The sequence below is a fragment of the Photorhabdus caribbeanensis genome (assembly GCF_018448885.1).
Classification (GTDB): domain Bacteria; phylum Pseudomonadota; class Gammaproteobacteria; order Enterobacterales; family Enterobacteriaceae; genus Photorhabdus; species Photorhabdus caribbeanensis.
In genome coordinates this window covers 79,144-102,716 of record NZ_RCWB01000002.1, presented here as the reverse complement: position 1 = coordinate 102,716, position 23,573 = coordinate 79,144, and the positions used below count along the sequence as shown (strand labels likewise).

14 protein-coding genes and 1 pseudogene are annotated in these 23,573 nt (G+C 36.9%); 4 read left to right on the top strand and 11 right to left on the bottom strand.

Features of this window, described 5'->3' with window-relative positions:
* The first annotated feature begins 281 nt into the window (after positions 1-281).
* The 3 genes from EAE90_RS02400 to uxuA all read left to right on the top strand — a co-directional run bounded on the left by EAE90_RS02400 (position 282) and on the right by uxuA (position 3,375).
* Positions 282-1,262, top strand: a complete 981-nt coding sequence (locus tag EAE90_RS02400) for a TRAP transporter substrate-binding protein (protein ID WP_214052121.1) — start codon at positions 282-284, stop codon at positions 1,260-1,262.
* A gap of 117 nt (positions 1,263-1,379) precedes the next feature.
* On the top strand, positions 1,380-2,123 hold the full coding sequence (locus tag EAE90_RS02395; protein WP_214052120.1) for an FCD domain-containing protein: 744 nt from the start codon (positions 1,380-1,382) through the stop codon (positions 2,121-2,123).
* Positions 2,124-2,187: 64 nt separating this feature from the next.
* On the top strand, positions 2,188-3,375 hold the full coding sequence (uxuA, locus tag EAE90_RS02390; protein WP_214052119.1) for a mannonate dehydratase: 1,188 nt from the start codon (positions 2,188-2,190) through the stop codon (positions 3,373-3,375).
* Positions 3,376-3,592: 217 nt separating this feature from the next.
* Here uxuA and EAE90_RS02385 read toward each other — a convergent pair whose 3' ends face one another.
* The 10 genes from EAE90_RS02385 to EAE90_RS02340 all read right to left on the bottom strand — a co-directional run bounded on the left by EAE90_RS02385 (position 3,593) and on the right by EAE90_RS02340 (position 20,534).
* Positions 3,593-3,763 (bottom strand): hypothetical protein, encoded by a 171-nt coding sequence (locus EAE90_RS02385; RefSeq protein WP_214052118.1) that lies wholly within the window; start codon positions 3,761-3,763, stop codon positions 3,593-3,595.
* Positions 3,760-5,259, bottom strand: coding sequence for an anti-phage dCTP deaminase (locus tag EAE90_RS02380; RefSeq protein WP_214052117.1), 1,500 nt, complete (start codon positions 5,257-5,259; stop codon positions 3,760-3,762). Before EAE90_RS02380 ends, EAE90_RS02385 begins: the two co-directional genes overlap by 4 nt.
* A 488-nt stretch (positions 5,260-5,747) precedes the next feature.
* The gene (locus EAE90_RS02375) at positions 5,748-7,337 is read right to left on the bottom strand and encodes a serine hydrolase domain-containing protein (RefSeq protein WP_214052116.1); all 1,590 of its coding nucleotides are present in this window, start codon (positions 7,335-7,337) and stop codon (positions 5,748-5,750) included.
* Between the two features lie 144 nt (positions 7,338-7,481).
* Positions 7,482-9,077: a serine hydrolase domain-containing protein gene (locus EAE90_RS02370; protein ID WP_214052115.1), complete on the bottom strand. Its 1,596-nt coding sequence runs from the start codon at positions 9,075-9,077 to the stop codon at positions 7,482-7,484.
* 183 nt (positions 9,078-9,260) lie between these two features.
* A complete protein-coding gene (locus EAE90_RS02365) occupies positions 9,261-10,856 on the bottom strand; it encodes a serine hydrolase domain-containing protein (protein ID WP_214052114.1) in 1,596 nt (531 codons plus the stop codon).
* Positions 10,857-11,162: 306 nt separating this feature from the next.
* On the bottom strand, positions 11,163-12,755 hold the full coding sequence (locus EAE90_RS02360) for a serine hydrolase domain-containing protein (RefSeq protein WP_214052113.1): 1,593 nt from the start codon (positions 12,753-12,755) through the stop codon (positions 11,163-11,165).
* A 299-nt stretch (positions 12,756-13,054) separates the two neighbouring features.
* Positions 13,055-14,647, bottom strand: a complete 1,593-nt coding sequence (locus EAE90_RS02355) for a serine hydrolase domain-containing protein (RefSeq protein ID WP_214052112.1) — start codon at positions 14,645-14,647, stop codon at positions 13,055-13,057.
* Positions 14,648-14,957: 310 nt separating this feature from the next.
* Complete coding sequence (locus tag EAE90_RS02350; RefSeq protein WP_214052111.1) at positions 14,958-16,550, bottom strand: serine hydrolase domain-containing protein; 1,593 nt, start codon at positions 16,548-16,550, stop codon at positions 14,958-14,960.
* A gap of 311 nt (positions 16,551-16,861) precedes the next feature.
* A complete protein-coding gene (locus EAE90_RS02345) occupies positions 16,862-18,454 on the bottom strand; it encodes a serine hydrolase domain-containing protein (RefSeq protein ID WP_214052110.1) in 1,593 nt (530 codons plus the stop codon).
* A 490-nt stretch (positions 18,455-18,944) separates the two neighbouring features.
* Complete coding sequence (locus tag EAE90_RS02340; protein ID WP_214052109.1) at positions 18,945-20,534, bottom strand: serine hydrolase domain-containing protein; 1,590 nt, start codon at positions 20,532-20,534, stop codon at positions 18,945-18,947.
* Positions 20,535-20,692: 158 nt separating this feature from the next.
* Between EAE90_RS02340 and EAE90_RS02335 the strand changes: the two are divergent.
* Positions 20,693-21,264: pseudogene (locus tag EAE90_RS02335) on the top strand (transposase); the annotation flags it as partial.
* 299 nt (positions 21,265-21,563) lie between these two features.
* Here the strand turns inward: EAE90_RS02335 and EAE90_RS02330 are convergent.
* On the bottom strand, positions 21,564-23,156 hold the full coding sequence (locus tag EAE90_RS02330; RefSeq protein WP_214052108.1) for a serine hydrolase domain-containing protein: 1,593 nt from the start codon (positions 23,154-23,156) through the stop codon (positions 21,564-21,566).
* Positions 23,157-23,573 lie beyond the last annotated feature (417 nt).

Below are 23,573 nucleotides of genomic sequence, written 5' to 3'. Positions count from 1 at the left end.
TTGGCCTCAACGTATGCCCTATTTGATTGACCAAATGGGCAAACTGTCTGACCAAAATCAGTAAAGGAAGCTTTACGTTGCTTGGATTATAAGATCCAGGTCAAAAAAACATCCAGTGAGCGGGATCACAATCTGACTGGTTCACCAGTTGTGCCGATTATTTTGTGATATTGGTCAACCAAATTGCTTTTACTTTTTGACGAAACCCGAAGTGATGCTTATGGTTTGACCATCAGTTCAGTTGTGCCCGTAACCTATTTACAACAATTGGAGAACGAACAATGAGCAATGCTAAGCGTATTTTATCTACTGTAATCGGAGCGATATTTGCCTTAGGCGCGTCACAAGTTATGGCAGTAACAACATTAAAACTCAGCCATAACCACAACCGCGATCATGCAGTACACAAGGCAATGACTCAGTTTGCTGATGAAGTTCGCCAAAAAACGAATGGTGATGTTCGTATTCGGATCTATCCAGACGCACAATTGGGTAATCAACGGGAATCGATGGAACTGATGCAAAATGGCGCCCTGGATTTAGTCAAATCCAATGCCGCAGAACTGGAAGCTTTTTCGCCCGCTTATTCTGCTTTTAACTTACCTTATCTATTCCGCGATAAAGCCCATTACGAAAAAGTTAAAAACGGCGAGATTGGCAAAGAAATTTTGGCATCCAGCAAAAACCGCGGCTTTATTGGCATAACCTACTATGAAGCCGGGGCACGTAGCTTCTACGCCAAAAAACCTATCCGCACGCCGGAGGATCTAAAAGGCATGAAAATTCGGGTTCAGCCTAGCCCAACCGCCATTTCAATGGTGAAAAACTTAGGCGGTAATCCAACACCATTGGCTTACGGCGAACTGTATACTGCTCTACAACAGGGTGTCGTCGATGCCGCAGAAAATAATATTCCCTCTTTTAGCCTGAGCCGTCACAGTGAAGTTGCCAGATACTTCTCACTGGATAAACATACGATGGTGCCAGACGTTCTTGTTATTTCTACTAAATCGCTAAATAAGCTGTCATCGGAACAACAAAAAATCCTCATCAATGCGGCAACCCACTCTTCGGAATATATGACGAAATTATGGGAAAAATCAGAAGAGAAAGAGCGCCAGAATGCAGAGAAAATTGGAGTCCAATTCGTCAATGTAGATCAAAAATCGTTTGAAGAAGCGGTCAAACCTATGTATGACGACATTAAGAAAAGCGATCCAATGCTTTACCGTATGGTAGAACGTATCCGCTCAGTCAAATAATCATTGGCGAAGGCCAAATGGCCTTCGCCTTTAAGCGGCACTTTTGGTTGACCAATTTCTGTTTTTGACTATTATCTACACAATAACATCAATAATCATGACAACAATAGTGACACCATGAAGCACTTATTTGAGCCAAAACGTCCTTATCAAGAAATCGGCATCTCATTAAGAGAGATGATTGCCAACCAGAAATATCGTATTGGGGATCGCTTACCCCCAGAACGAGAGCTTGCTGAATTATTAACAGTTTCCAGAACCGTTGTGCGTGAAGCATTAATTATGCTCGAACTCGAAAACCTTATTGAAGTCCGCAAAGGTTCCGGGATCTATATTATTAATCGCCCTCACCTGCCAGCTTCCTCTTCATGTTCAGTTAACGCAGCGGGACCTTTTGAGCTATTACAAGCTCGCCAATTACTGGAAAGTAATATTGCCGAATTTGCCGCTATGCAAGTGACACCAAATAACATTGCTAATATGCGTCGGGCGTTGCAAAAGGAATCCGAAGATTTGGCCTCCGGTGAAGATGAATCCGGCGACAGAGAATTCCATCTGGCGATTGCGGAAGCAACCCATAACAGTATGTTAGTTGAACTGCTTAAACAATCTTGGGCATGGCGGGAAAATAATCCTATGTGGCAGAAACTGCACACACGAATTACCGATAAAGATTATCGTAAAGAGTGGCTGCATGACCATCAGATCATTTTATCCGCCATGATCAAGAAAGATCCGGCGGCAGCCAAACAAGCAATGTGGCAACATTTAGAGAATGTGAAATTACGTTTACTGGAATTGTCTGATGTTGACGATCCCTATTTCGACGGTTATCTCTTTAACTCATATCCCTGTAAATAAGTTTTTATATCCAGTTGTTCTGATGACTGTTTTTTATTCTGACGTTGCATAAAGGTAGATAACAATGGAACAAACATGGCGTTGGTTCGGCCCAAATGATCCTGTTTCTTTAGATGATATCCGTCAGGCTGGTGCAACCGGCATCGTTACCGCATTACACCATATTCCTAACGGACACATTTGGAACAAAGATGAAATACTGGCCCGTAAAACCCTCATCGAAAATAAGGGGCTTATCTGGTCAGTTGTTGAAAGTGTGCCTGTCCATGAAGAGATTAAAACCCAGACCGGTCACTATCAGCAATGGATTAATAACTACAAAACTTCACTGAAAAATTTAGCGGAATGCGGCATCGATACCGTCTGCTATAACTTTATGCCTGTGCTGGACTGGACACGCACCGATCTGGAATACTCACTCCCTGATGGTTCCAAAGCTCTACGTTTTGATCAAATTGCCTTTGCCGCATTTGAAATCTATATCCTCAAACGTCCAGATGCAGAAGCTGATTACACCGTCGAAGAACAAGCTCAGGCAAAAGTCTATTACGACAACATGTCTGCTGCTGATATTAAGAAACTCACCACTAATATTATTGCCGGTCTGCCGGGAGCCGAAGAGGGCTATACGTTAGCAGAATTTCAGGCGCAATTAGATCGCTACAAAGATATTACCCGCGATAAACTGCGTGAACATTTGGCTTATTTCCTGCACCAGATTGTTCCTGTATGTGAAGAATATGGTTTACGTCTGGCAATTCACCCGGATGATCCACCGCGTCCTATTCTGGGCTTACCACGTATTATTTCCACTATTGAAGATATTGAATGGCTGACCACCATTGAACCAAGCCCGGCTAATGGTATTACAATGTGTACTGGTTCCTATGGCGTTCGTGGTGATAATGATTTGGTTGAGATGATTAAACGCTATGGCAACCGAATCTATTTCACTCACCTGCGCTCCACCCAACGGGAAGAAAACAGCAAAACGTTCCATGAAGCCGCCCATCTGGCAGGTGATGTGGATATGTATAATGTCGTTATGGAAATCCTGCGTGAAGAATATCGCCGTAAGCAGGCTGGAGATAGCCGTTTGATACCTATGCGCCCCGATCATGGCCATCAAATAATTGATGACCTGAAAAAACAGACTAATCCCGGCTATTCCTGTATTGGCCGATTAAAAGGTCTGGCAGAAATTCGCGGTCTGGAATTAGGTTTAAGGCGAGCGTTTTTTGAAAATAAATAATGAGTTTACGTTATTCACTATATTTACTAGTAACCCTAAAAAGGGTTACTTTATTTATATGAAGCCACATTAAAGTAATTAACTACAACTTTATGTACAGGTTCATTTTAAGCTAAAATTTTAATTTATTATTTTAGTTGATTTATTAATATATAAATTCGAGGCAAAAACGGAAAATTCTTATCAGGTTTTCTATTTTCCAATAAATAAGAATAGATTATGGCAACTTATTTTCAGCCTCACCTGTCGTATAGTCCTTAAGTTTACTTTCACCCGATGTCTGCGGGTTACGATAGGCTCTCAATCCACCTTTCTTCCAATCTGGCCATTGTTCAACTATTTTACTCGCTTCACTTAAATAAGCCAAAAACTCCTCTCTCTTAGTCATTTCTTTAACTCCTTTATTAAGTTATCTACGTTAGCTGCTGATTCGGTTTCTTTTTCTATATAAGATAATGATAGCATCTTCATTCTCAGCCTTCCATCCTTTCTATGCCACTTAATAATTTTTCCATCCTTATTTTTTCTTTTTATTTTATATCCTATCCCCAGATTTATTGAAAACAAATTAAAGAAACAGCGAGGTCCAACACCCACAAATGGTTCAAAAATCACTTTATTATCATAAGACTCTTCTTCAAGTGTTGAAATAGAGTCAGGATGAAAATCAAAAGCTTTACTTTTAGGATAAGGCTCAATATATATGACCCGCCGTATGCCGCTGGCAACGATATGTTTTGCGCAATTATGACAAGGGAATGTAGTACAATACAATATCCCATTATGAGTGCTAATGTTACTTCTTGCACATGCCAAGATAGCTTCCATCTCAGCATGTACAACCCTGCCATATTCGGTAATATCCTTTATCTTGCTATTTAGGAGACATCCTCTAAACTTTTCTTTTTGTTCCTCTTCAATATCTTCAAGTATATCTTCAATAATTAATCCTTTCTCTTTAGCATTTGAATCTTCGCCTACCTTATAATCTCTACCATTTTCAACATCTTCAATCGCATCTCGTACATAATCAGGCCAATATAATCCTCCGCCGAATCGTGGTACATCATTAGCTCCAGTTGAGATTATGTTCTTATCTTTCGTTAATACAGCACCAACTTGACGGGAAAGATCTCCTGATCGCAAAGAAGCAGAAAAAGCCATAAACATTGCGTATTCATCAAAGGTTGGTGTGACATATGGGTTACCAAAAATAAGATCTAATATTCTCCATATATTATTGTCGGTCCTATTTTTATTTCCATCATAATTTATAAAGAAATCTGATAATTCATAAGTATTTCGAGTACGCTGTCCCCACTTATTCCCTTCATTGGAATCACGATTAATCAATTCTCTAGCTTTTACTTCATCAATACATTTATCAACAATAAGATTTCTTAATCTCTGAGATTCACTCGTATATACACCTATCAAGAAAAACCCATTTGCATAAATCTCCCTTAGTGCATTAACTTCATTCGGGTGTTTAAGAGAATTTATAATATATGCCCTCCTAATAGATGGTATTGATGAAAAATATTTCTTCTCCCTTCTTTTATTTATTTCTGCCACCGCAGCTAACGCCAATATAGAATTATCCTGACTAGCCTCTCTTAAATAATTACCCTCCGACATTAAACAACTTATCCTTTCATAATTATCCTTTGTTGAGGGAATATCTCTTAATACTGAAATAATTTCAGAAGATATTCTTAATTCCTGTACATCATACCTGAATGCATTAAGTTTCTGTGTTATAGAATCTTTAATTATTTCCAGATCCGTTCCTACAGCGCCAACTAACCCAATAACGACCTCAGAATCAAAATCCCAAGATCTCTGATCATCCTCAGATAGATATGTTTTATTTATATTAACCATGTTAAATATTTCTGCCTATTATCGTTTTACTCTATTTAAAATCGCCGTTAATTACATTTATAAAAAATGGACAATAACATTCGAACAAATATAATTTCGTAACTAAATATAGATTTTTTATTTACTATACCCTGTACATTCTGATTTAAATTATTCCTCTAACACCAGGTTAGGAAATATGAATTAACATCACATGATTTACCCTTTTTCATAAATTTACCTCCCTTCTATTATAATAAAGACTAAATTATATATCTAATTAGAGGGAAGATTTATCCTTAACCTATCAAGGACGATGAGAATATAAACCAAAAACAATCTATGAAGCAATTAAAATATCGTAATCATGCCGAACAGGCAGAACATCGTCATAATAGTTCTGCCTGAAAATAAATAGATTAGATAGAAAATATCTTTATGATCTCAATCTAATCTTCTCATCCTTCCCAAAAAACACGGCCATTAATTCATATTTATAACCCTATCAATTAAGCCGGGACGAATTCTATCTTCCAACAACGTGCATCATTGAAATAGAGACGAGGCTCCTTCGTATCAGGGTCCAATTCAAAATCAATAATAAACTGAATACTGGGTAATAAATAACTATTCTCGTAAGCCCATTTTAAGACCTCTTTTTTCCCCGGCAAGATAACCGCATCAATATAAAGATCATGACCGGATGCTTCAATATTGACGATTGATTCTGTTTCGTGATTATAATAGCGACCTGATAATCGCTGAATATCAATATCACCTTTGCCAGTCATCTTTTTCAAATAAAAAACATTATCATTTTCATCAATCTGTTCCAGTGCGATAACACTGTTATTTTCAATAATCGGTTTAAACCGGATATCTCCACCCTTCTCTTGGAATGTTCCATCAGCGTTAAAGATAATCGGATTACCTTTCTCAAATAAATTACCTAATAAATAGCAATCTTCCTTGGTAATAATATAGGGATAGGGATCAGCTCCCTTGAACATACCGGTAATATCAATATTACTGGTTCGGCAATGCTCTGGCTTAGTCATATCAGTGTTAAATAATATATCAAGACACTGATTAGTAAACTCAACACTATTAATACCTGTTGCAGCAGTAATCACAATACCTAATTTAGCATCAGGTAAAACACAAACCTCAGCTTTAAAACCACCATAGGAACCATCGTGCCGTATTATCTTTTGCCCTTCACGTTGGCTGATCATCAAACCGTAAGCATAATTGTTACGATTGCCATTGGCTAAATTTGGCATACGAGATAAATGAGGCAACATATCCCGAACAATCGATGGTGAATAAAATGCCTTCATCCAGCGACATAAATCACTCACTGTAGAACGAAGCCCCGCACTACCTATAGTTGAATCGTTGTGATCCGATCTTATCCATTGATTTGAATCTTCGTTATAGACATAACCTATCGCCCGATCAGAGATAACCTCAGTAACATCATCATAGAAAGAGGTATTATTCATCTTTAATGGAATAAAGATATTTTCTTTCGCATATTCTCTTAACGATTTACCCGAAACTACTTCGATGATTTCTGCCAACAAATTATAACCCATATTGGTATAGCTAAAATATTCCCCAGGCGTGAAATTAAGCTTTTGTTGCCTCTGAATCAGTTTTCTTAATAAATCTATACTGCGGTGGTCAAAATCTGAGTTTTTACCCGCCAATCCATAAGGGGCATATTTATCCCGTAACCCACTGGTATGATGAATAAGATGCTCAATGGTAATATCAGAGAAATATGCCGGGAAATAACCCACATATTTTCCAACTTTATCCTTGACGTTGATCTTTCCTTCTTTTTCCAACAAAGCAATACAAAAAGCGGTGAACTGTTTTGAAACACTCGCCATATAAAATTTCGTATTGGGGGTTATGGCAACTGCATGTTCAATGCTGGCTTGCCCGATATAGCGCTTATAAATGGTTTCATTTCCGTGGGTAACAGCAATCGCTAGGGCGCCGCCATTTTTCTTATTTTCAATATTAACCAATTCGTCTATTTTCTTGAGAAGCAACTTAATTTTATTTTTAGATATAGTAGATTCCATCATTAATTCTCTTAATTAAGGTTATATAAAAATAACATATATACAGTGTGATAAGGCAAAATAATAATATGGAAATTCTGCCTAATATAATTCAATCAATTCTACCAGAAAAACACTATTCTCAACTCGTGTTCACAACACTATCAATTAAACTGGGACGAATTCTATATTCCAGCAACGACCATTACTGAGATAAAGATAAGGTTCATTCGTGTCAGAGTTTAATTCAAAATCAATAATAATCTCTGTGCTAGGAGAAAAATAACTGTTCCCATAAACCCGATGTAAGACCTCTTTTCTTTCAGGAGAAATAATGGCATCGATATAAAGCTCATCTTCAGAAGCTGCAACAGTGAGCACAGATTCTGTTTCGTGGTTATAATAATCTCCTAATAGTAGCTGAATATCGGTACCACCATCATCAATCATCTTATCTAGATAAAAAACATTGCCATTTTCATTAATCTGCTCCAATGCAATAATACTGTCATTTTCAATGATAGGTCTGAACCGGATTTTCCCATCCACCTCTTGGAATGTTCCATCAGAATTAAAGATAATCGGGTTGCCTTTCTCGAATAAATTACCTAATAAATAGCAATCTTCTTTGGTAATAATATAAGGATAAGGTTGTATTCCTTTGAATATACCCGTAATATCAATATCACCAGTCCGACAAGGCTGTTTTTCTAGTTTAGTACCATTGGGATTAAACAATACGTCAAAACATTGTCGAACAAGCTTAGAGACATTAGTATTCATTGCAGAAATAACAGCAATACCTAATTCAGCATCAGGCAAAATACAAACTTCTGATCTGAAGCCACCATAACCACCATCATGTCGTATTATCTTTTGCCCTTCACGTTGGCTGATCGCAAAACCGTAAGCATAATCGTTACGATTGCCATTAGTTAAATCTGGCGTACGAGATAATTGAGGCAATAGATCCTGAACAATCGATGGCGAATAAAACGCTCTCATCCAGTGACACAAATCATTCACTGTAGAATATAGCCCCGAACCTCCTACCGCCGCATCATTGAGATCTTCTCTTATCCATCGGTTCGAGTCCTCGTTATAGGAGTACCCCATTGCCCGGTCAAAAATAATCTCGGTAACATCATCATAGAAAAAGGTATCTTTCATCTTTAATGGGACGAAAACATTTTCTTCTGCATATTCTCTCAGCGACTGGCCTGAAACTACTCTGACTATTTCCGCCATTAAATTATAACCCGTGTTGCTATAGAGATAATATTCTCCAGGCGTAAAATTAAGTGCTTGTTGCCGTTGCGTCAGTTTTCTCACCAAATCAATATGACGGTGGTCAAAAGCTGAATTTTTACCTGCCAGGCTATAAAGTAAAAATTGATCACGTAATCCACTGGTATGGTGAATAAGATGCTCAATGGTAATATCAGAGAATTCTGCGGGGAAATAATCCAAATATTGTCCAACTTTATCCTTAACGCAAAGCTTTCCTTCTTTCTCCAACAAAGCAATGCAAAAAGCCGTGAATTGTTTTGAAACGCTCGCCAAATAGAATTTCGTATTAGGGGTTATGGCAACTGCATGTTCAATGCTGGCTTGCCCGATATAGCGTTTATAAATGGTTTCATTTCCGTGGGTAACCGCAACCGCGAGGGCGCCGCCATTTTTCTTATTTTCAATATCAATTAATTTGTCTATTTTATTAACAAAAGACTTAATGTTATCTCTAGATATCGTCAATTCCATCATTAATTTCCTTATTTAAGGTTATATAAACAGAATACATAGGGTATACAATCTGATATTACAGTGTAATAAGGCAGAACACGAATATGAAAATTCTGCCTAAGATAATAATAACCCAATATAATTCAATCCATCCTACCAGAGAAACACTGTTCTCAATTCGTGTTCACAACTCTATCAATTAAATTAAACCGGGACGAATTCTATCTTCCAACAACGTCCATCATTGAGATAGAGACGAGGTTCATTCGTATCCGAATTCAATTCAAAATCAATAATAATTCCAGCACCAGGCAAGAAATAACTATTCTCGTAAACCCACCTTAAGACCTGTTTTTTTCCAGGCAAGATAATCGCATCAATATAAAGATCATCACTGGATACTTCAATATTGATAATCGATTCTGTTTCGTGATTATAATAGCGACCTGAAAATCTCTGAATATCAATATCACCTTTATCAATCATCTTTTTCAAATAAGAAACATTGCCACTTTCATTAATTTGTTCCAATGCGACAACCCTGTCATTTTCAATGATAGGTCTGAACAGGATTTGCCCATTTTCCTCTTGGAATGTTCCATCAGAGTTAAAAATAATCGGATTACCTTTTTCGAATAAATTACCTAATAAATAACACTCTTCTTTGGTAATAATATAAGGAAAAGGATCTACTCCTTTGAAAATACCGGTAATATCAATATCACTGATTCGGCAAGGCTGTTTGCCTGGTTCAGTAATACCGGTATTAAACAATGCATCAAGACCCTGCTTGATAAATTTATCAACATCCGTACTTGTTGCGGAGGTAATAGCAATACCTAATTTGGCATCAGGCAAAATGAACATGTCCGATCTAAAGCCACCATAAAAACCACCGTGTCGCATTACCGTTTGCCCTTCACGTTGGCTAATAATCAAACCGTAGGCATAATTGTTACGATCGCCATTAGTTAAATCTGGCATACGGGATAACTGGGGCAATAGCTCTCGAACAATCGATGGCGAATAAAACGCTCTAATCCAACGACACAAATCACTTACTGTAGAATAAAGCCCTGAACCACCAACCACCGCATCGTTGAGATCATTTCTTCTCCACTGATGCAATGCCTCGTTATAAATGTAACCCATTGCCCGATCAGAGATAATCTCGGTTATGTCATCATAGAAAAAGGTATCTTTCATCTTTAATGGGACGAAAACATTTTCCTTTGCATATTCTCTCAGCGATTTACCTGAAACCACTCTGACTATTTCCGCCAGTAAATTATAGCCCGTGTTGTTATAGAGATAATATTCTCCAGGTGTAAAATTAAGCATTTGTTGCCGTTGAGACAATTTTCTCACTAAATCAACATGACGGTGGTCAAAATCCGAGTTTTTACCTGCCAGATTATAAAGCCCAAATTGATCCCGTAAGCCACTGGTGTGATGAATAAGATGTTCAATGGTAATATCAGAAAAATGTGCCGGGAAATAATCCAAATATTGTCTAACTTTATCCTTAATGCAAAGCTTTCCTTCTTTCTCCAACAAGGCTATGCAAAAAGCGGTGAATTGTTTTGAAACACTCGCCAAATAGAATTTAGTATTAGGCTTTACAGCAACAGTATGTTCAATGTTAGCCTTTCCGATATGGCGCTGATAAATTGTTTTATTACCGTGAGTAACAGCAACAGCAAGTGCCCCCCCCTTTTTTTTATTTTCAACATTAACCAGTTCGTCTATTTTCTTGATAAATGAGTTAATGTTATTTTCAGATATCGCTGATTCCATCATGAATTTCCTTATTTAAGGTTATAAGACAGGACATATATATTCAGCCTAATAGCAATACATATGTGAGCAGTACTGTAAGACGTAAACAGGAAATATCCAAGTGATAATGATCATCAATTAATATATGAAGAGCAATATAAAGTAACTACGGAAACTGATGTTTGCAAAAAACAGACAGAACATAAATATAATCGTTCTGCCTGGAACAAAGTATATCCAATAAGAAATATCTTTAGGTCCTCAATAGTATTAATCCCACCCGGCTATAACAACGCTATTCTTTATTCTGATTTATCACTTCATAAATTAAACTGCGACAAACTCTACCCTCCAGCAACCCCCATCATTGATATAAAGATGAGGTTTATTCGTATCAGAGTCCAATTCAAAATCGATAACAAATTCAGTGCTCGGTGAGAAATAACTATTCCTGTAAACCCGCCGTAAGGCTTCTTTATTCCCAGGATAGGTAATCCCATCAATATAAATCCTATCTCCAGAAGCAGAAATAGTCATTGTTGATTCTATTTCATGACTATAATAATTCCCTGATAATAACTGAATATCGATAACACTGTCATCAGTCATCTTTTTAAAATAAAAAATATTGCCATTTTCATCAATCTGTTCCAGTGCAATAACACTGTCATTTTCAATGATCGGTTTGAATCGGGTTTTACTTCCCCGCTGTTGGAATGAACCGTCAGAGTTAAAAATAATCGGGTTACATTTTCCGAATAAACTCCCCAATAAATAGCAATCCTCCTTGGTAATAATATAAGGATAAGGCTCTGCCCCTCGGAAAATACCGGTAATATCGATATCACTGGTTAGACAATATGGTTTTTCCGGTTCAGTTATATTCGTGTTAAACAACACATCAAGACACTGTTCAATCCATTGAATGACGTTAATATTTGTTGCAGAGGTAATAGCGATACCTAATTTAGCATCCGGTAAAATACAAACATCAGATTTGAAACCCGCATAGGAACCATCATGTTGTATTATTTTTTGCCCTTCTCGTTGGCTGATAATCAAGCCGTAAGCATAATTATTGTGATTGCCATTAGTTAAATCTGGTGTACGAGATAATTGAGGCAACAGTTCCTGAACAATCGATGGTGAATAAAATGCTCTGATCCAACGACACAAATCATTCACTGTAGAATAAAGCCCTGTGGCACCTACCACGGAACCATTGAGATCATATCTTGCCCACCGATTCGGTTCTTTGTTATAAGTGTAACCCATCGCCCGATCAAAAATAATCTCTGTGACATCATCATAGAAAGCAGTATCTTTCATCTTTAATGGAGCGAAAATATTTTCTTCTGCATATTCTCTCAATGATTTACCTGAAACCACACTAACTATTTCCGCCAGCAAATGATAGCCAGTGTTGCTATAAGCATAATATTCGCCAGGTGTAAAATTAAGAGCTCGTTGCCGCTGCGTCAGTTTTCTTATCAAATCAATATCATGGTAATCAAAACGCGAATTTTTACCTGCCAGACGATAAAGTAAAGATTCATCACGTAATCCACTGGTATGATGAATAAGATGTTCAATAGTAATATCAGAGAATTCTACCGGAAAATAATCCAAATATTGCCCAACTTTGTCTTTGACGCTGAGCTTTCCTTCTTTCTCCAATAAAGCAATGCAAAAAGCCGCGAATTGTTTTGAAACACTCGCCAAATAGAATTTAGTATTAGGTTTTACGGCCACAGCATGTTCAATATTAGCCTTTCCGATATGGCGCTGATAAATCGTTTTATCACCGTGGGTTACAGCAATAGCAACAGCACCACCCTTTTTCTTATTTTCAATATCAACCAATTCGTCTATTTTCTTGAGAAGCAAATTAATTTTATCTGTAGATATAGTAGATTCCACATGAACCTCCTTATTTTAAGGTTATAAAACAGAGCATATATATGACCTGATAGCAATATCATATACGAGTAATACGGTAAGACGTAAATAGCAAACCATCCAAATGATAATAATCATCAGTTAGGCAATATAAAGTAACTACCGGAGCTGATGTTTACAAAAAACAGACAGAACACAAATATAATAGTTCTGCCTGGAACAAAATACATCTAATAGAACATATCTTTAGGCCCTAAATAATATTAATTCCATCCTGCTATAATAATGCCATTTTTCATTCTGATTTATCACTTTATAAATTAAACTGCAACGAATTCTATCTTCCAACAACGTGAATTGCTGATATACAAATGAGGTTCATTGGTATCAGGATCTAATTCAAAATCGATAACAAATTCAGTGCTCGGTGAGAAATAGCTATTCCCATAAATACGCCGTAAGATTTCCTTTTTACCAATATAAACAACCCCATCGATAAAAATCCCATCGCCAGAAGCGGAAACCGTAATCGTTGCTTCTGTTTCATGGCTATAATAACGCCCTGACAATCGCTGAATATCGACACCACCGTCATCAACCCGCTTTTTAAAATAGAAAACATTGTTATTTTCATCAATCTGTTCCAATGCAATAACACTGTCATTTTCAATGATAGGTCTGAATCGGACTTTACCCCCTTTCTCTTGGAATGTACCATCAGAGTTAAAAATAATCGGGTTACCTTTTTCGAATAAATTACCTAACAAATAAGTCTCTTCCTTGGTAATAATATAAGGATAAGGCTCTGCCCCTCGGAAAATACCGGTAATATCGATATCACTGGTTAAGCAATGCGGCTTTTCTGGCTTAATATCGGTGTTGAATAAGATATCAAGATGCTGCTCTACCCATTCAGTAACCTGAACACCTGTTGCAGCGGTAATCGCAATACCTAATTTAGCGTCAGGTAAAACACAAACATGAGATCTGAAGCCAGTATAGGAACCACCGTGTTGTATTATCTTTTGTCCTTCTCGTTGGCTGAGAAAAAAACCATAAGCATAATTGTTACGATTGCCATTAGTTAAATCTGGTGTACGAGATAATTGAGGCAACAGTTCCTGAACAATCGATGGTGAATAAAATGCTCTGATCCAACGACACAAATCATTTACCGTAGAATGAAGCCCTGAACCACCCACTACCGCATCGTTGAGATCATCCCTTACCCACTGATGCGACTCCTTGTTATAAGCGTAACCCATAGCCCGATCAGGAATAATCTCGGTTACGTCATCATAGAAAAAGGTATCTTTCATCTTTAATGGAGCAAAAACTTTTTCTTCTGCATATTCTCTTAACGATTTACCTGAAACCACCCTGACTATTTCTGCCAACAAATTATAGCCCGTATTACTATAAAGATAATATTCCCCAGGCGTAAAGTTCAGTGCCTGTTGCCGTTGGGTCAGTTTTCTCACCAAATCAATATGGCGGTGGTCAAAATCTGAATTTTTACCTGCCAGGTGATAAAGTAAAAATTCATCCCGTAATCCACTGATATGGTGAATAAGATGTTCAATAGTAATATCAGCGAATTCTGCGGGGAAATAATCCAAATATTGTCCAACTTTATCCTTGACGCAAAGCTTCCCTGCTTTTTCTAGCAAAACAATACAAAAAGCCACAAATTGTTTTGAAACACTCGCTAAATAGAATTTAGTATCAGGATTTACAGCCACAGTATGCTCAATGCTAGTTTGTCCTATATAGCGCTGATAAATGGTTTTATTGCCGTGGACAACCGCAACAGCGAATGCGCCACCCTTTTTTTTATTCTCAATATTAACTAATTCGTCTACTTTCTTGAGAAACAATTTAATCTTATCTGTAGATATAGTGAACTCCATCATTGATTTCCTTATTTAATTTAAAGGTATAAAACAGAACATATCTATTCAATCTAATAGCAATACATATGTAGGCAGTACTGTAAGATGTAAACAGGAAACATCCAAGCGATAATGATTATCATTTAATATATGGAGGACAATATAAAGTAACTACTGAAGCTGATATTTAAAAAAACAGACAGAACATAAATATAATAGTTCTGTCTGGAACAAAGTTCATCTAATAGAAAATATCTTTAACCCCTCAATAACATTAATTCCATTCTGCTATAACTATGTCGTCCTTCATTCTAATTTATTACTTTATAAATTAAACTGTGATAAATTCTATCTTCCAACAACGTGAGTTACTGATATACAAATGAGGTTTATTGGTATTAGGATCTAATTTAAAATCAATAATCAGTCCAGTACTGGGAGAGAAATAGCTATTCCCGTAAATCCGACGTAAGACTTCCTTTTTACCAATATAAACAACCCCATCGATATAAATCCCATCGCCAGAAGCTGAAACCGTAATCGTTGCTTCTGTTTCATGGCTATAATAACGTCCTGACAATCTCTGAATATCGATACCACCTTTATCAACCCTCTTTTCAAGATAAAAAACATTGCCATTTTCATTAATCTGTTCCAATGCGACAACACTGCCATTTTTGATGATGGGTCTGAATCGGATTTTACCCCCTTCCTCTTGGAATGTACCGTCGGAGTTAAAAGTAATCGGATTTCCTTTTTCGAATACATTACCCAATAAATAGCAATCCTCCTTGGTAATAATATAAGGATAAGGTTCTTCCCCTCGGAAAATACCGGTGATATCAATATCACTGGTTAAGCAATACGGTTTTTCCAGTTCAATATGGGTGTTAAACAATATATCAATATTCTGTTCCACCCATGCAGAAACATTAACACCTGTTGCAGCGGTAATTGCGATACCTAATTTAGCATCCGGTAAAATATAAACGTAAGACCTAAAACCAGCATAAGAACCACTATGTTGTATTATCTTTTGCCCTTCGCGTTGACTGATAATCAAACCGTAAGCATAATTATTGCGATTACCATTAGTTAAATTTGGTGTACGAGATAATTGAGGCAGCAAATCCTGAACAATCGATGGTGAATAAAATGCTCTGATCCAACGACACAAATCATTCACGGTGGAGTAAGCCCCACCATCACCCACAGTAGAATTATTGATATCATCTCTTACCCACTGGTGTAATTTTTCGTTATAAGCATAACCCATTGCCCGATCAGGAATAATCTCGGTTATGTCATCATAGAAAAAGGTCTCTTTCATCTTTAATGGGACGAAAATATTTTCTTCCGCATATTTCCTCAACGATTTACCTGAAATTACTCTGACTATTTCCCCCAGTAAATAATAGCCCGTGTTGCTATAGAGATAATATTCCCCAGGCGTGAAATTAAGTGCCTGTTGCCGTTGTGCCAGTTTTCTCACCAAATCAATATCACGGTGGTCAAAGTCTGAATTTTTACCTGCCAGTTGATAAAGTAAAAATTTATCCCGTAACCCACTGGTATGGTGAATAAGATGCTCAATGGTAATGTTAGAGAATTCTACGGGGAAGTAATCCAAATATTTCCCGACTCTATCCTTGACGCTAAGCTTTCCTTCTTTTTCTAATAAGGCTATGCAAAAAGCTGTGAATTGTTTTGAAACACTGGCTAAATAAAATTTAGTATTAGGTTTTACCGCTACAGCGTGTTCAATGCTAGCTTGCCCGATATGACGCTGATAAATGGCTTTATTGCCTTGGGTAACAGCAATGGCAAGAGCTCCACCTCTTTTTTTATTTTCAATATTAACTAATTCGTCTACTTTCTTGAGAAACAATTTAATCTTATCTGTAGATATAGTGAACTCCATCATTAATTTCCTTATTTCATTTAAGGGTATAAAACAGAACATATCTATTCAATCTAATAGCAATACATATGTAGGCAGTACTGTAAGATGTAAACAGAAAACATCCAAGCGATAATGATTATCATTTAATATATGGAGGACAATATCAAGTAACTACTGAAGCTGATATTTAAAAAAACAGACAGAACATAAATATAATAGTTCTGTCTGGGACAAAGTGCATCTAATAGAAAATATCTTTAAGCCCTCAATAGCATTAATGGTATCACTGCTAGTGAAACTCTATTCTAAATTTATATTTATTAACTAGCCAATTAAACCGCAACAAATTCCACATTCAAGCAACGTGAATTACCAATATAAAGACGATATTTATTATTATCAGGATCAAATACAAAATCAATAACAGACTCAGTACTGGGCGAGAAATAACTGTTGCCGTAAATATGTCGCAGAGCCTCTTTTTTTACAGGATGGATAATCCCATCAATATAAATATCATCACCAGATGATATAATATTAATTATCGCCTCTGTTTCGTGACTATAATATCGCCCTGATAATAACTGAATATCGACACTATCTTCATTGTTCATCTTTTTAAAATAAAAAACATTATCATTTTCATCAATATACTCCAGTGCAATAACACTGTCATTTTCAATGACGGGTCTGAACTTACTTTTACTTCCTTGCTCCTGGAATGTACAGTCAGAGTTAAAAATAATCTGGTCGCCTTTTCCGAATAAATTACCTAAAAAATAAACATCTTCTTTGGTAATAATATAAGGATAAGGCTCTATCCCTCGGAAAATACCGGTGATATCAATATCACTGGTTAGACAATATGGTTTTTCCGGTTCAATATGGGTGTTAAACAAGATATCCATATAGTTATCCGTCCATTGATCAACATCAGCATCGCTTGCAGAAGTCATCGCCATACCTAATTTAGCATCCGGCAAAATACAAACATTAGCTCGGAAGCCAGCAAAGGTACCATTGTGTTGTATTATCCTTTGCCCTTCACGTTGTTCGACAATCAAACCGTAAGCATAATTGTTACGATTGCCATTGGTTAAATCTGGTGTACGGGATAATTGAGGCAGTAGATCCTGAACAATAGATGGCGAATAAAACGCTCTAGCCCAACGACATAAATCATTCACGGTGGAGTGAACCGCTGCACTGCCCATCACAGAATTGTTGATATCGCTTCTTATCCACTGTTGCGAATTCTCATTATAAGTGTAACCCATCGCCCGATTAGAAATAATCTCGGTTACATCATCACAAATAATGGTATCTTTCATCTTTAATGGAACGAAAATATTTTCTTCTGCATATTCTTTTAACGACTTACCTGAAACCACATGGATAATTTCCCCCAACAAATAATAGCCCGTATTGCTATAAATATAATATTCCCCTGTGGGAGTGTTAAATGTCTGTTGTCGTTGGACCAGTTTTTCCATCAAATCAGCATTGCAGTAGTCAAAACTTGAGTTTTTACCTACCAAACTATAAAGTAAAAATACATCCCGTAATCCACTGGTGTGATGAATAAGATGCTCAATAGTAATATCAGAGAAATGTTCGGGTAAATAATCCAAATATTGTCTGATTTTATCCTTGACGTTGAGCTTTCCTTCTTTCTCCAGCAAAGCTATGCAAAAAGCCGTGAATTGTTTTGAAGAACTCGCTAAATAGAATTTAGTATTAGGCTGTATATCAACATCATGTTCAATGCTAGCTTGCCCGATATGACGCTGATAAATTATCTTATCATCGTGGATAATAGCGACGGCGAGAGCGCCACCTTTTTTTTCATTTTCAATATTAACCAGCTCATCTATTTTATTGATATACAATTGAATATTATCTTTAGATATCATCGATTCCATCATGAATTTCCCTATTTAAGGTTACAAAACAGAACATATACCCTATGGATTTCAAGATGCATCGCGACGGCAAGGGAGTGAATCCCCGGGAGCATAGATAACTATGTGACCGGGGTGGACGAATGCCGCCAACAAAGAGGCAACTTGAAAGATAACGGGTATATATATACGACTTGATAGCAGTACATATATGGGCAGTACTGTAAGACGTAAACAAGAAATATCCAAGTAATAATGACTATCATTTAATGTGTGAATGACAATATAAAGTAACTGCGGATGAAAATTAAAATTAACTAAATTTTATAACCATTATTTTCTTTCAGAAATCATTTTGGATCTAATGTTTACAAAAACAGGCAGAACATAAATATAACCGTTCTGCCTAGAATGAAGTGTATCTAATAGAAAATATCTCCAAGTTCTCACAATAGCATCAATCCTATATTGCTAGCCAAATACTGCTCTACATCTGTATTTACTAACGTGCCCATTAAACTGCAATGAATTTCAAATTCAAGCAACGCGAATTACTGACATAGAGGCGACATTTATTTTCATCAGGATAAAACTTAAAATCAATAATAAGATTAGTTCCTGTTGACAAATAACTGTTCCCATAAATATGCCGTAAGACCTCTTCTTTCATAGGATGGATAATCCCATCAATATAAATATTTTTACCAGACAATATAACATTAATTATCGCCTCTGTTTCGTAACTATAATAGCGACCTGCCAATAGCTTAATATCGATACTACCTTCATCATTCATTTTTTTAAAATAAAAAATATTACCATTTTCATCAATCTGTTTCAGTGCGATAACATTGTCATTTTCAATGATAGGCATGAATCGAGTTTTACCTCCTTGTTCTTGGAATGTACCGTCAGAGTTAAAAGTAATCGGATTACCTTTCTCAAATACATTACCTAAGAAATAAACATCTTCTTTGGTAATAATATAAGGATAAGACTCTATCCCTCGGAAAATACCGGTGATATCAATATCACTGGTTAGATAATGCGACTTCTCTGACTCAACATCGGAGTTAAGCAATATATTAATATACCGATCCACCCATTTAGCAACATCAACACCTGTTGCAGTGGTAATCACGATACCTAATTTCGCATCCGGTAAAATACAAATAATTGCTCTGAAGCCAGCATAAGTACCACCGTGTTGTATTATCGTTTGCCCTGCACGTCGGTCGATAATCAAACCATAAGCATAATTGTTACGATTACCATTGGTTAAATCTGGTGTACGGGATAATAGAGGTAACAGATCCTGAACAATCGATGGTGAATAAAATGCTCTCATCCAACGACACAAATCATTCACGGTGGAGTGAACCCCTGCACTACCCACCACAGAATTGTTGATATCGCTTCTTATCCACCGTTGTGAATCCTTATTATAAACGTAACCCATCGCCCTGTCAGAGATAATCTCGGTTACATCATCGCAGATAAAGGTATTTTTCATCTTTAATGGGACGAAAACATTTTCTTCTACATATTTTTTCAACGACTGGCCTGAAACCACGCTGACGATTTCCCCCAGTAAATAATAGCCCGTGTTGCTATAAAGATAATATTCCCCAGACGGGACGTTAAGTGCCTGTTGTCGTTGGATCAACTTTTTTACTAATTCAGCATGGCAGTAGTCAAAATCTGAGTTTTTACCTGCCAGACCATAAAGTAAAAACATATCCCGCAACCCGCTGGTGTGGTGAATAAGATGTTCAATAGTAATATCAGAGAAATACGCGGGTAAATAATCCAAATATTGTCTGACTTTATCCTTGACGTTAATCTTTCCTTCTTTCTCCAGCAAAGCTATACAAAAAGCCGTGAATTGTTTTGAAACACTCGCTAAATAGAATTTAGTATTAGGTTTTACAACCACAGCATGTTCAATGCTAGCTTGTCCGATATGACGCTGATAAATGATTTTATTACCGTGGGTAATCGCAACGGCGAGAGCGCCCCCCTTCTTTTTATTCTCAATATTAACTAATTCGTCTATTTTCTTAATAAAGAGTTTAATATTATCTGCGGATATTGTCAGTTTCATAATCAATCTCCTAATAAATAAACTTTCAAAATAGTAGATCATTGGAAGGGAACTCAGTCCGATTTTTGCGATCTGATCAATCGCGAAAAATCCCAAACCCCAACACGGACTGAGTGATACCTATCATAGTAGCCATACCTTAAAATGAATGCCAGAAAATGAGAAAACTTATCTATAAAACCCGTGATAAAAACTATTCCCGTCGATTGACGGTATGATTGATGCTCAATGAGAAATTGACAGTGACTTATGTCGCCAAAACCCTTCATGCCGCACGTTCTTCCATCAATCGTTGGGTTGAGTGGTTTACATTATATGGGCTCGAAGGGCTCAAAAATTTACTGGTTGGCCGACCTGCTGTCTGGGATCTCACCCCTCTCTATAACCTATTGCTTTGCGTATTACAGCAATCTCCCCGAGAGTTCAGCTATCTTCGCTCTCGCTAGAGCCTTAAGCTCATGACTCATACCCTTAATGAATGACTCAACCTCTCTCTGACACAAAATGTCCTCTATCGTTGGGGATTGTCTGGCGCAGAGCGGCTCCCACGGTAAAACAACCCGATCCTGAATACGATGAGAAAATGGCAAAGATCACGGAAGCCAAAGCGAATATTTCAGAAAAACATCCCGTTTTCTATGAAGATGAAGTGAATATTGATTTAAACCCGAAAATCGGCGCAGACTGGTGTTTCAAAGGACAACAAAAACGGGTTATCACCCCGGAAAAAATGAATATAGCACTATTATGAAACCTTATTTATACCTTATAGATTCCAAGATGCATCGCGACGGCAAGGGAGCGAATCCCCGGGAGCATAGATAACTATGTGACCGGGGTGAGAGAGCGCAGCCAACAAAGAGGCAACTTGAAAGATGACGGGTATATAAAAAACAGACAGAACATAAATATAATAATTCTGTCTGGAACAAAGTGCATCTAATAAAAAGTATCTTTAAGCCATCAATGACATTAACTCTATCCTGCTAATGAAATGCTGTTCTAAATTTATATTTACTAATCTTACAATTAAACTGCAACGAATTCTACATTCAAACAACGCGCATTACCGACATAGAGACGAGGTTTATTGGTATCAGGATCAAATTTAAAATCAACAACAAACTCAGCACTGGGTGAGAAATAACTATTCCCATAAATATGTCGTAAAGCCTCTTTTTTTACAGGATGGATAATCCCATCAATATAAACATCATCACCAGACGATATAATATTGATTATTGCCTCTGTTTCGTGACTATAATAGCGCCCTGACAATAGCTGAATATCGACACTATCCTCATTGTTCATCTTCTTTAAATAAAAAACGTTACCAATTTCATCAATATGTTCCAGTGCGATAACACTGCCATTTTCAATAACGGGTCTGAACTGAATTCTACTTCCTTGTTCTTGGAATGTACCATCAGAGTTAAAAATAATCGGGTTGCCTTTTGTAAATAAATTACCTAAAAAATAAACATCTTCTTTGGTAATAATATAAGGATAAGGCTCTATCCCTCGGAAAATGCCGGTGATATCAATATCACTGGTTAGGCAATGTGGTTTTTCCGGTTCAATATGGGTGTTAAACAAAATATCAATATACTTATCCGTCCATTTACCAACATCAACATTGCTTGCAGCAGTTATCGCCATACCTAATTTAGCATCCGGTAAAATACAAATATTCGCCCGGAAGCCGGCATAGGTACCACTGTGTTGTATTATCCTTTGCCCTTCACGTTGGTCCATAATCAAACCGTAAGCATAATTATTACGATTACCATTGGTTAAATCTGGTGTACGGGATAATTGAGGCAGTAGATCCTGAACAATTGATGGCGAATAAAACGCTCTGGCCCAACGACATAAATCATTCACTGTGGAGTGAACCGCTGCACTACCCATCACAGAATTGTTGATATCGCTTCTTATCCACTGTTTCGAATTCTCATTATAAGTGTAACCCATCGCCCGATTAGAGATAATCTCGGTTATATCATCACAGATAATGGTATCTTTCATCTCTAATGGAGCGAAAACATTTTCTTCTGCATATTCCCTCAACGGCTTACCTGAAACTACATGGATAATTTCCCCCAACAAATAATAGCCTGTGTTGCTATAAATATAATATTCCCCAGTGGGGGTGTTAAATGTCTGTTGTCGCTGGATCAGTTTTTCCACTAAATCAGCATTGCAGTAGTCAAAACTTGAGTTTTTACCTGCCAGACTATAGAGTAAAAATACATCCCGTAATCCACTGGTGTGATGAATAAGATGCTCAATAGTAATATCAGAGAAACGCGCGGGTAAATAATCCAAATATTGTCCGATTTTATCTTTGACGTTGAGCTTTCCTTCTTTCTCCAGCAAAGCTATGCAAAAAGCCGTGAATTGTTTTGAAGCACTCGCTAAATAGAATTTGGTATTAGTCTGTATAGCAACAGCATGTTCAATGCTAGCTTGCCCGATATGACGCTGATAAATTATCTTATCATCATGGATAATAGCGACTGCGAGAGCACCACCTTTTTTTTCATTTTCAATATTAACCAGTTCATCTATTTTATTGATAAACAACTGAATATTATTTTTAGATATCATCGATTCCATCATTAATTTCCTAATAATTTAATGTTATACAAATAGGGCACATATGCAATCTGGTAATACGATATATGCGGGCAGTACTGTAAGACGGAAATAACCAACATCCAAGTAACAGTGATTATCATTTAATATATAAAGAGAAACAGAAAGTGACTACGGTCATTTGAATTCATGTTAGCAGCGATTCACTACCAGAAATTATTTCAGAGCTCATACTTAAATCCAGAATTAAATAACCTGTTACTATTCCTAATTATAGAAATGATCGGAAGAAGGGGGAAGAAATACAAGCAAAATGCATGCACACACTGTGATTAATCTTAACCTGAAAGTGACTGTGTGCATGCGGATATTTATCTCTAACATTTACATCCGTCGTATATAAATGTAGAGGCATATTTATCATGGTGAAATATTGGGAGA

Coding starts and splice junctions, on each gene's coding strand:
- EAE90_RS02400 (WP_214052121.1), top strand. CDS start 282: ATGAGCAATGCTAAGCGTATTTTATCTACTGTAATCGGAGCGATATTT.
- EAE90_RS02395 (WP_214052120.1), top strand. CDS start 1,380: ATGAAGCACTTATTTGAGCCAAAACGTCCTTATCAAGAAATCGGCATC.
- uxuA (WP_214052119.1), top strand. CDS start 2,188: ATGGAACAAACATGGCGTTGGTTCGGCCCAAATGATCCTGTTTCTTTA.
- EAE90_RS02385 (WP_214052118.1), bottom strand. CDS start 3,763: ATGACTAAGAGAGAGGAGTTTTTGGCTTATTTAAGTGAAGCGAGTAAA.
- EAE90_RS02380 (WP_214052117.1), bottom strand. CDS start 5,259: ATGGTTAATATAAATAAAACATATCTATCTGAGGATGATCAGAGATCT.
- EAE90_RS02375 (WP_214052116.1), bottom strand. CDS start 7,337: ATGATGGAATCTACTATATCTAAAAATAAAATTAAGTTGCTTCTCAAG.
- EAE90_RS02370 (WP_214052115.1), bottom strand. CDS start 9,077: ATGATGGAATTGACGATATCTAGAGATAACATTAAGTCTTTTGTTAAT.
- EAE90_RS02365 (WP_214052114.1), bottom strand. CDS start 10,856: ATGATGGAATCAGCGATATCTGAAAATAACATTAACTCATTTATCAAG.
- EAE90_RS02355 (WP_214052112.1), bottom strand. CDS start 14,647: ATGATGGAGTTCACTATATCTACAGATAAGATTAAATTGTTTCTCAAG.
- EAE90_RS02350 (WP_214052111.1), bottom strand. CDS start 16,550: ATGATGGAGTTCACTATATCTACAGATAAGATTAAATTGTTTCTCAAG.
- EAE90_RS02345 (WP_214052110.1), bottom strand. CDS start 18,454: ATGATGGAATCGATGATATCTAAAGATAATATTCAATTGTATATCAAT.
- EAE90_RS02340 (WP_214052109.1), bottom strand. CDS start 20,534: ATGAAACTGACAATATCCGCAGATAATATTAAACTCTTTATTAAGAAA.
- EAE90_RS02330 (WP_214052108.1), bottom strand. CDS start 23,156: ATGATGGAATCGATGATATCTAAAAATAATATTCAGTTGTTTATCAAT.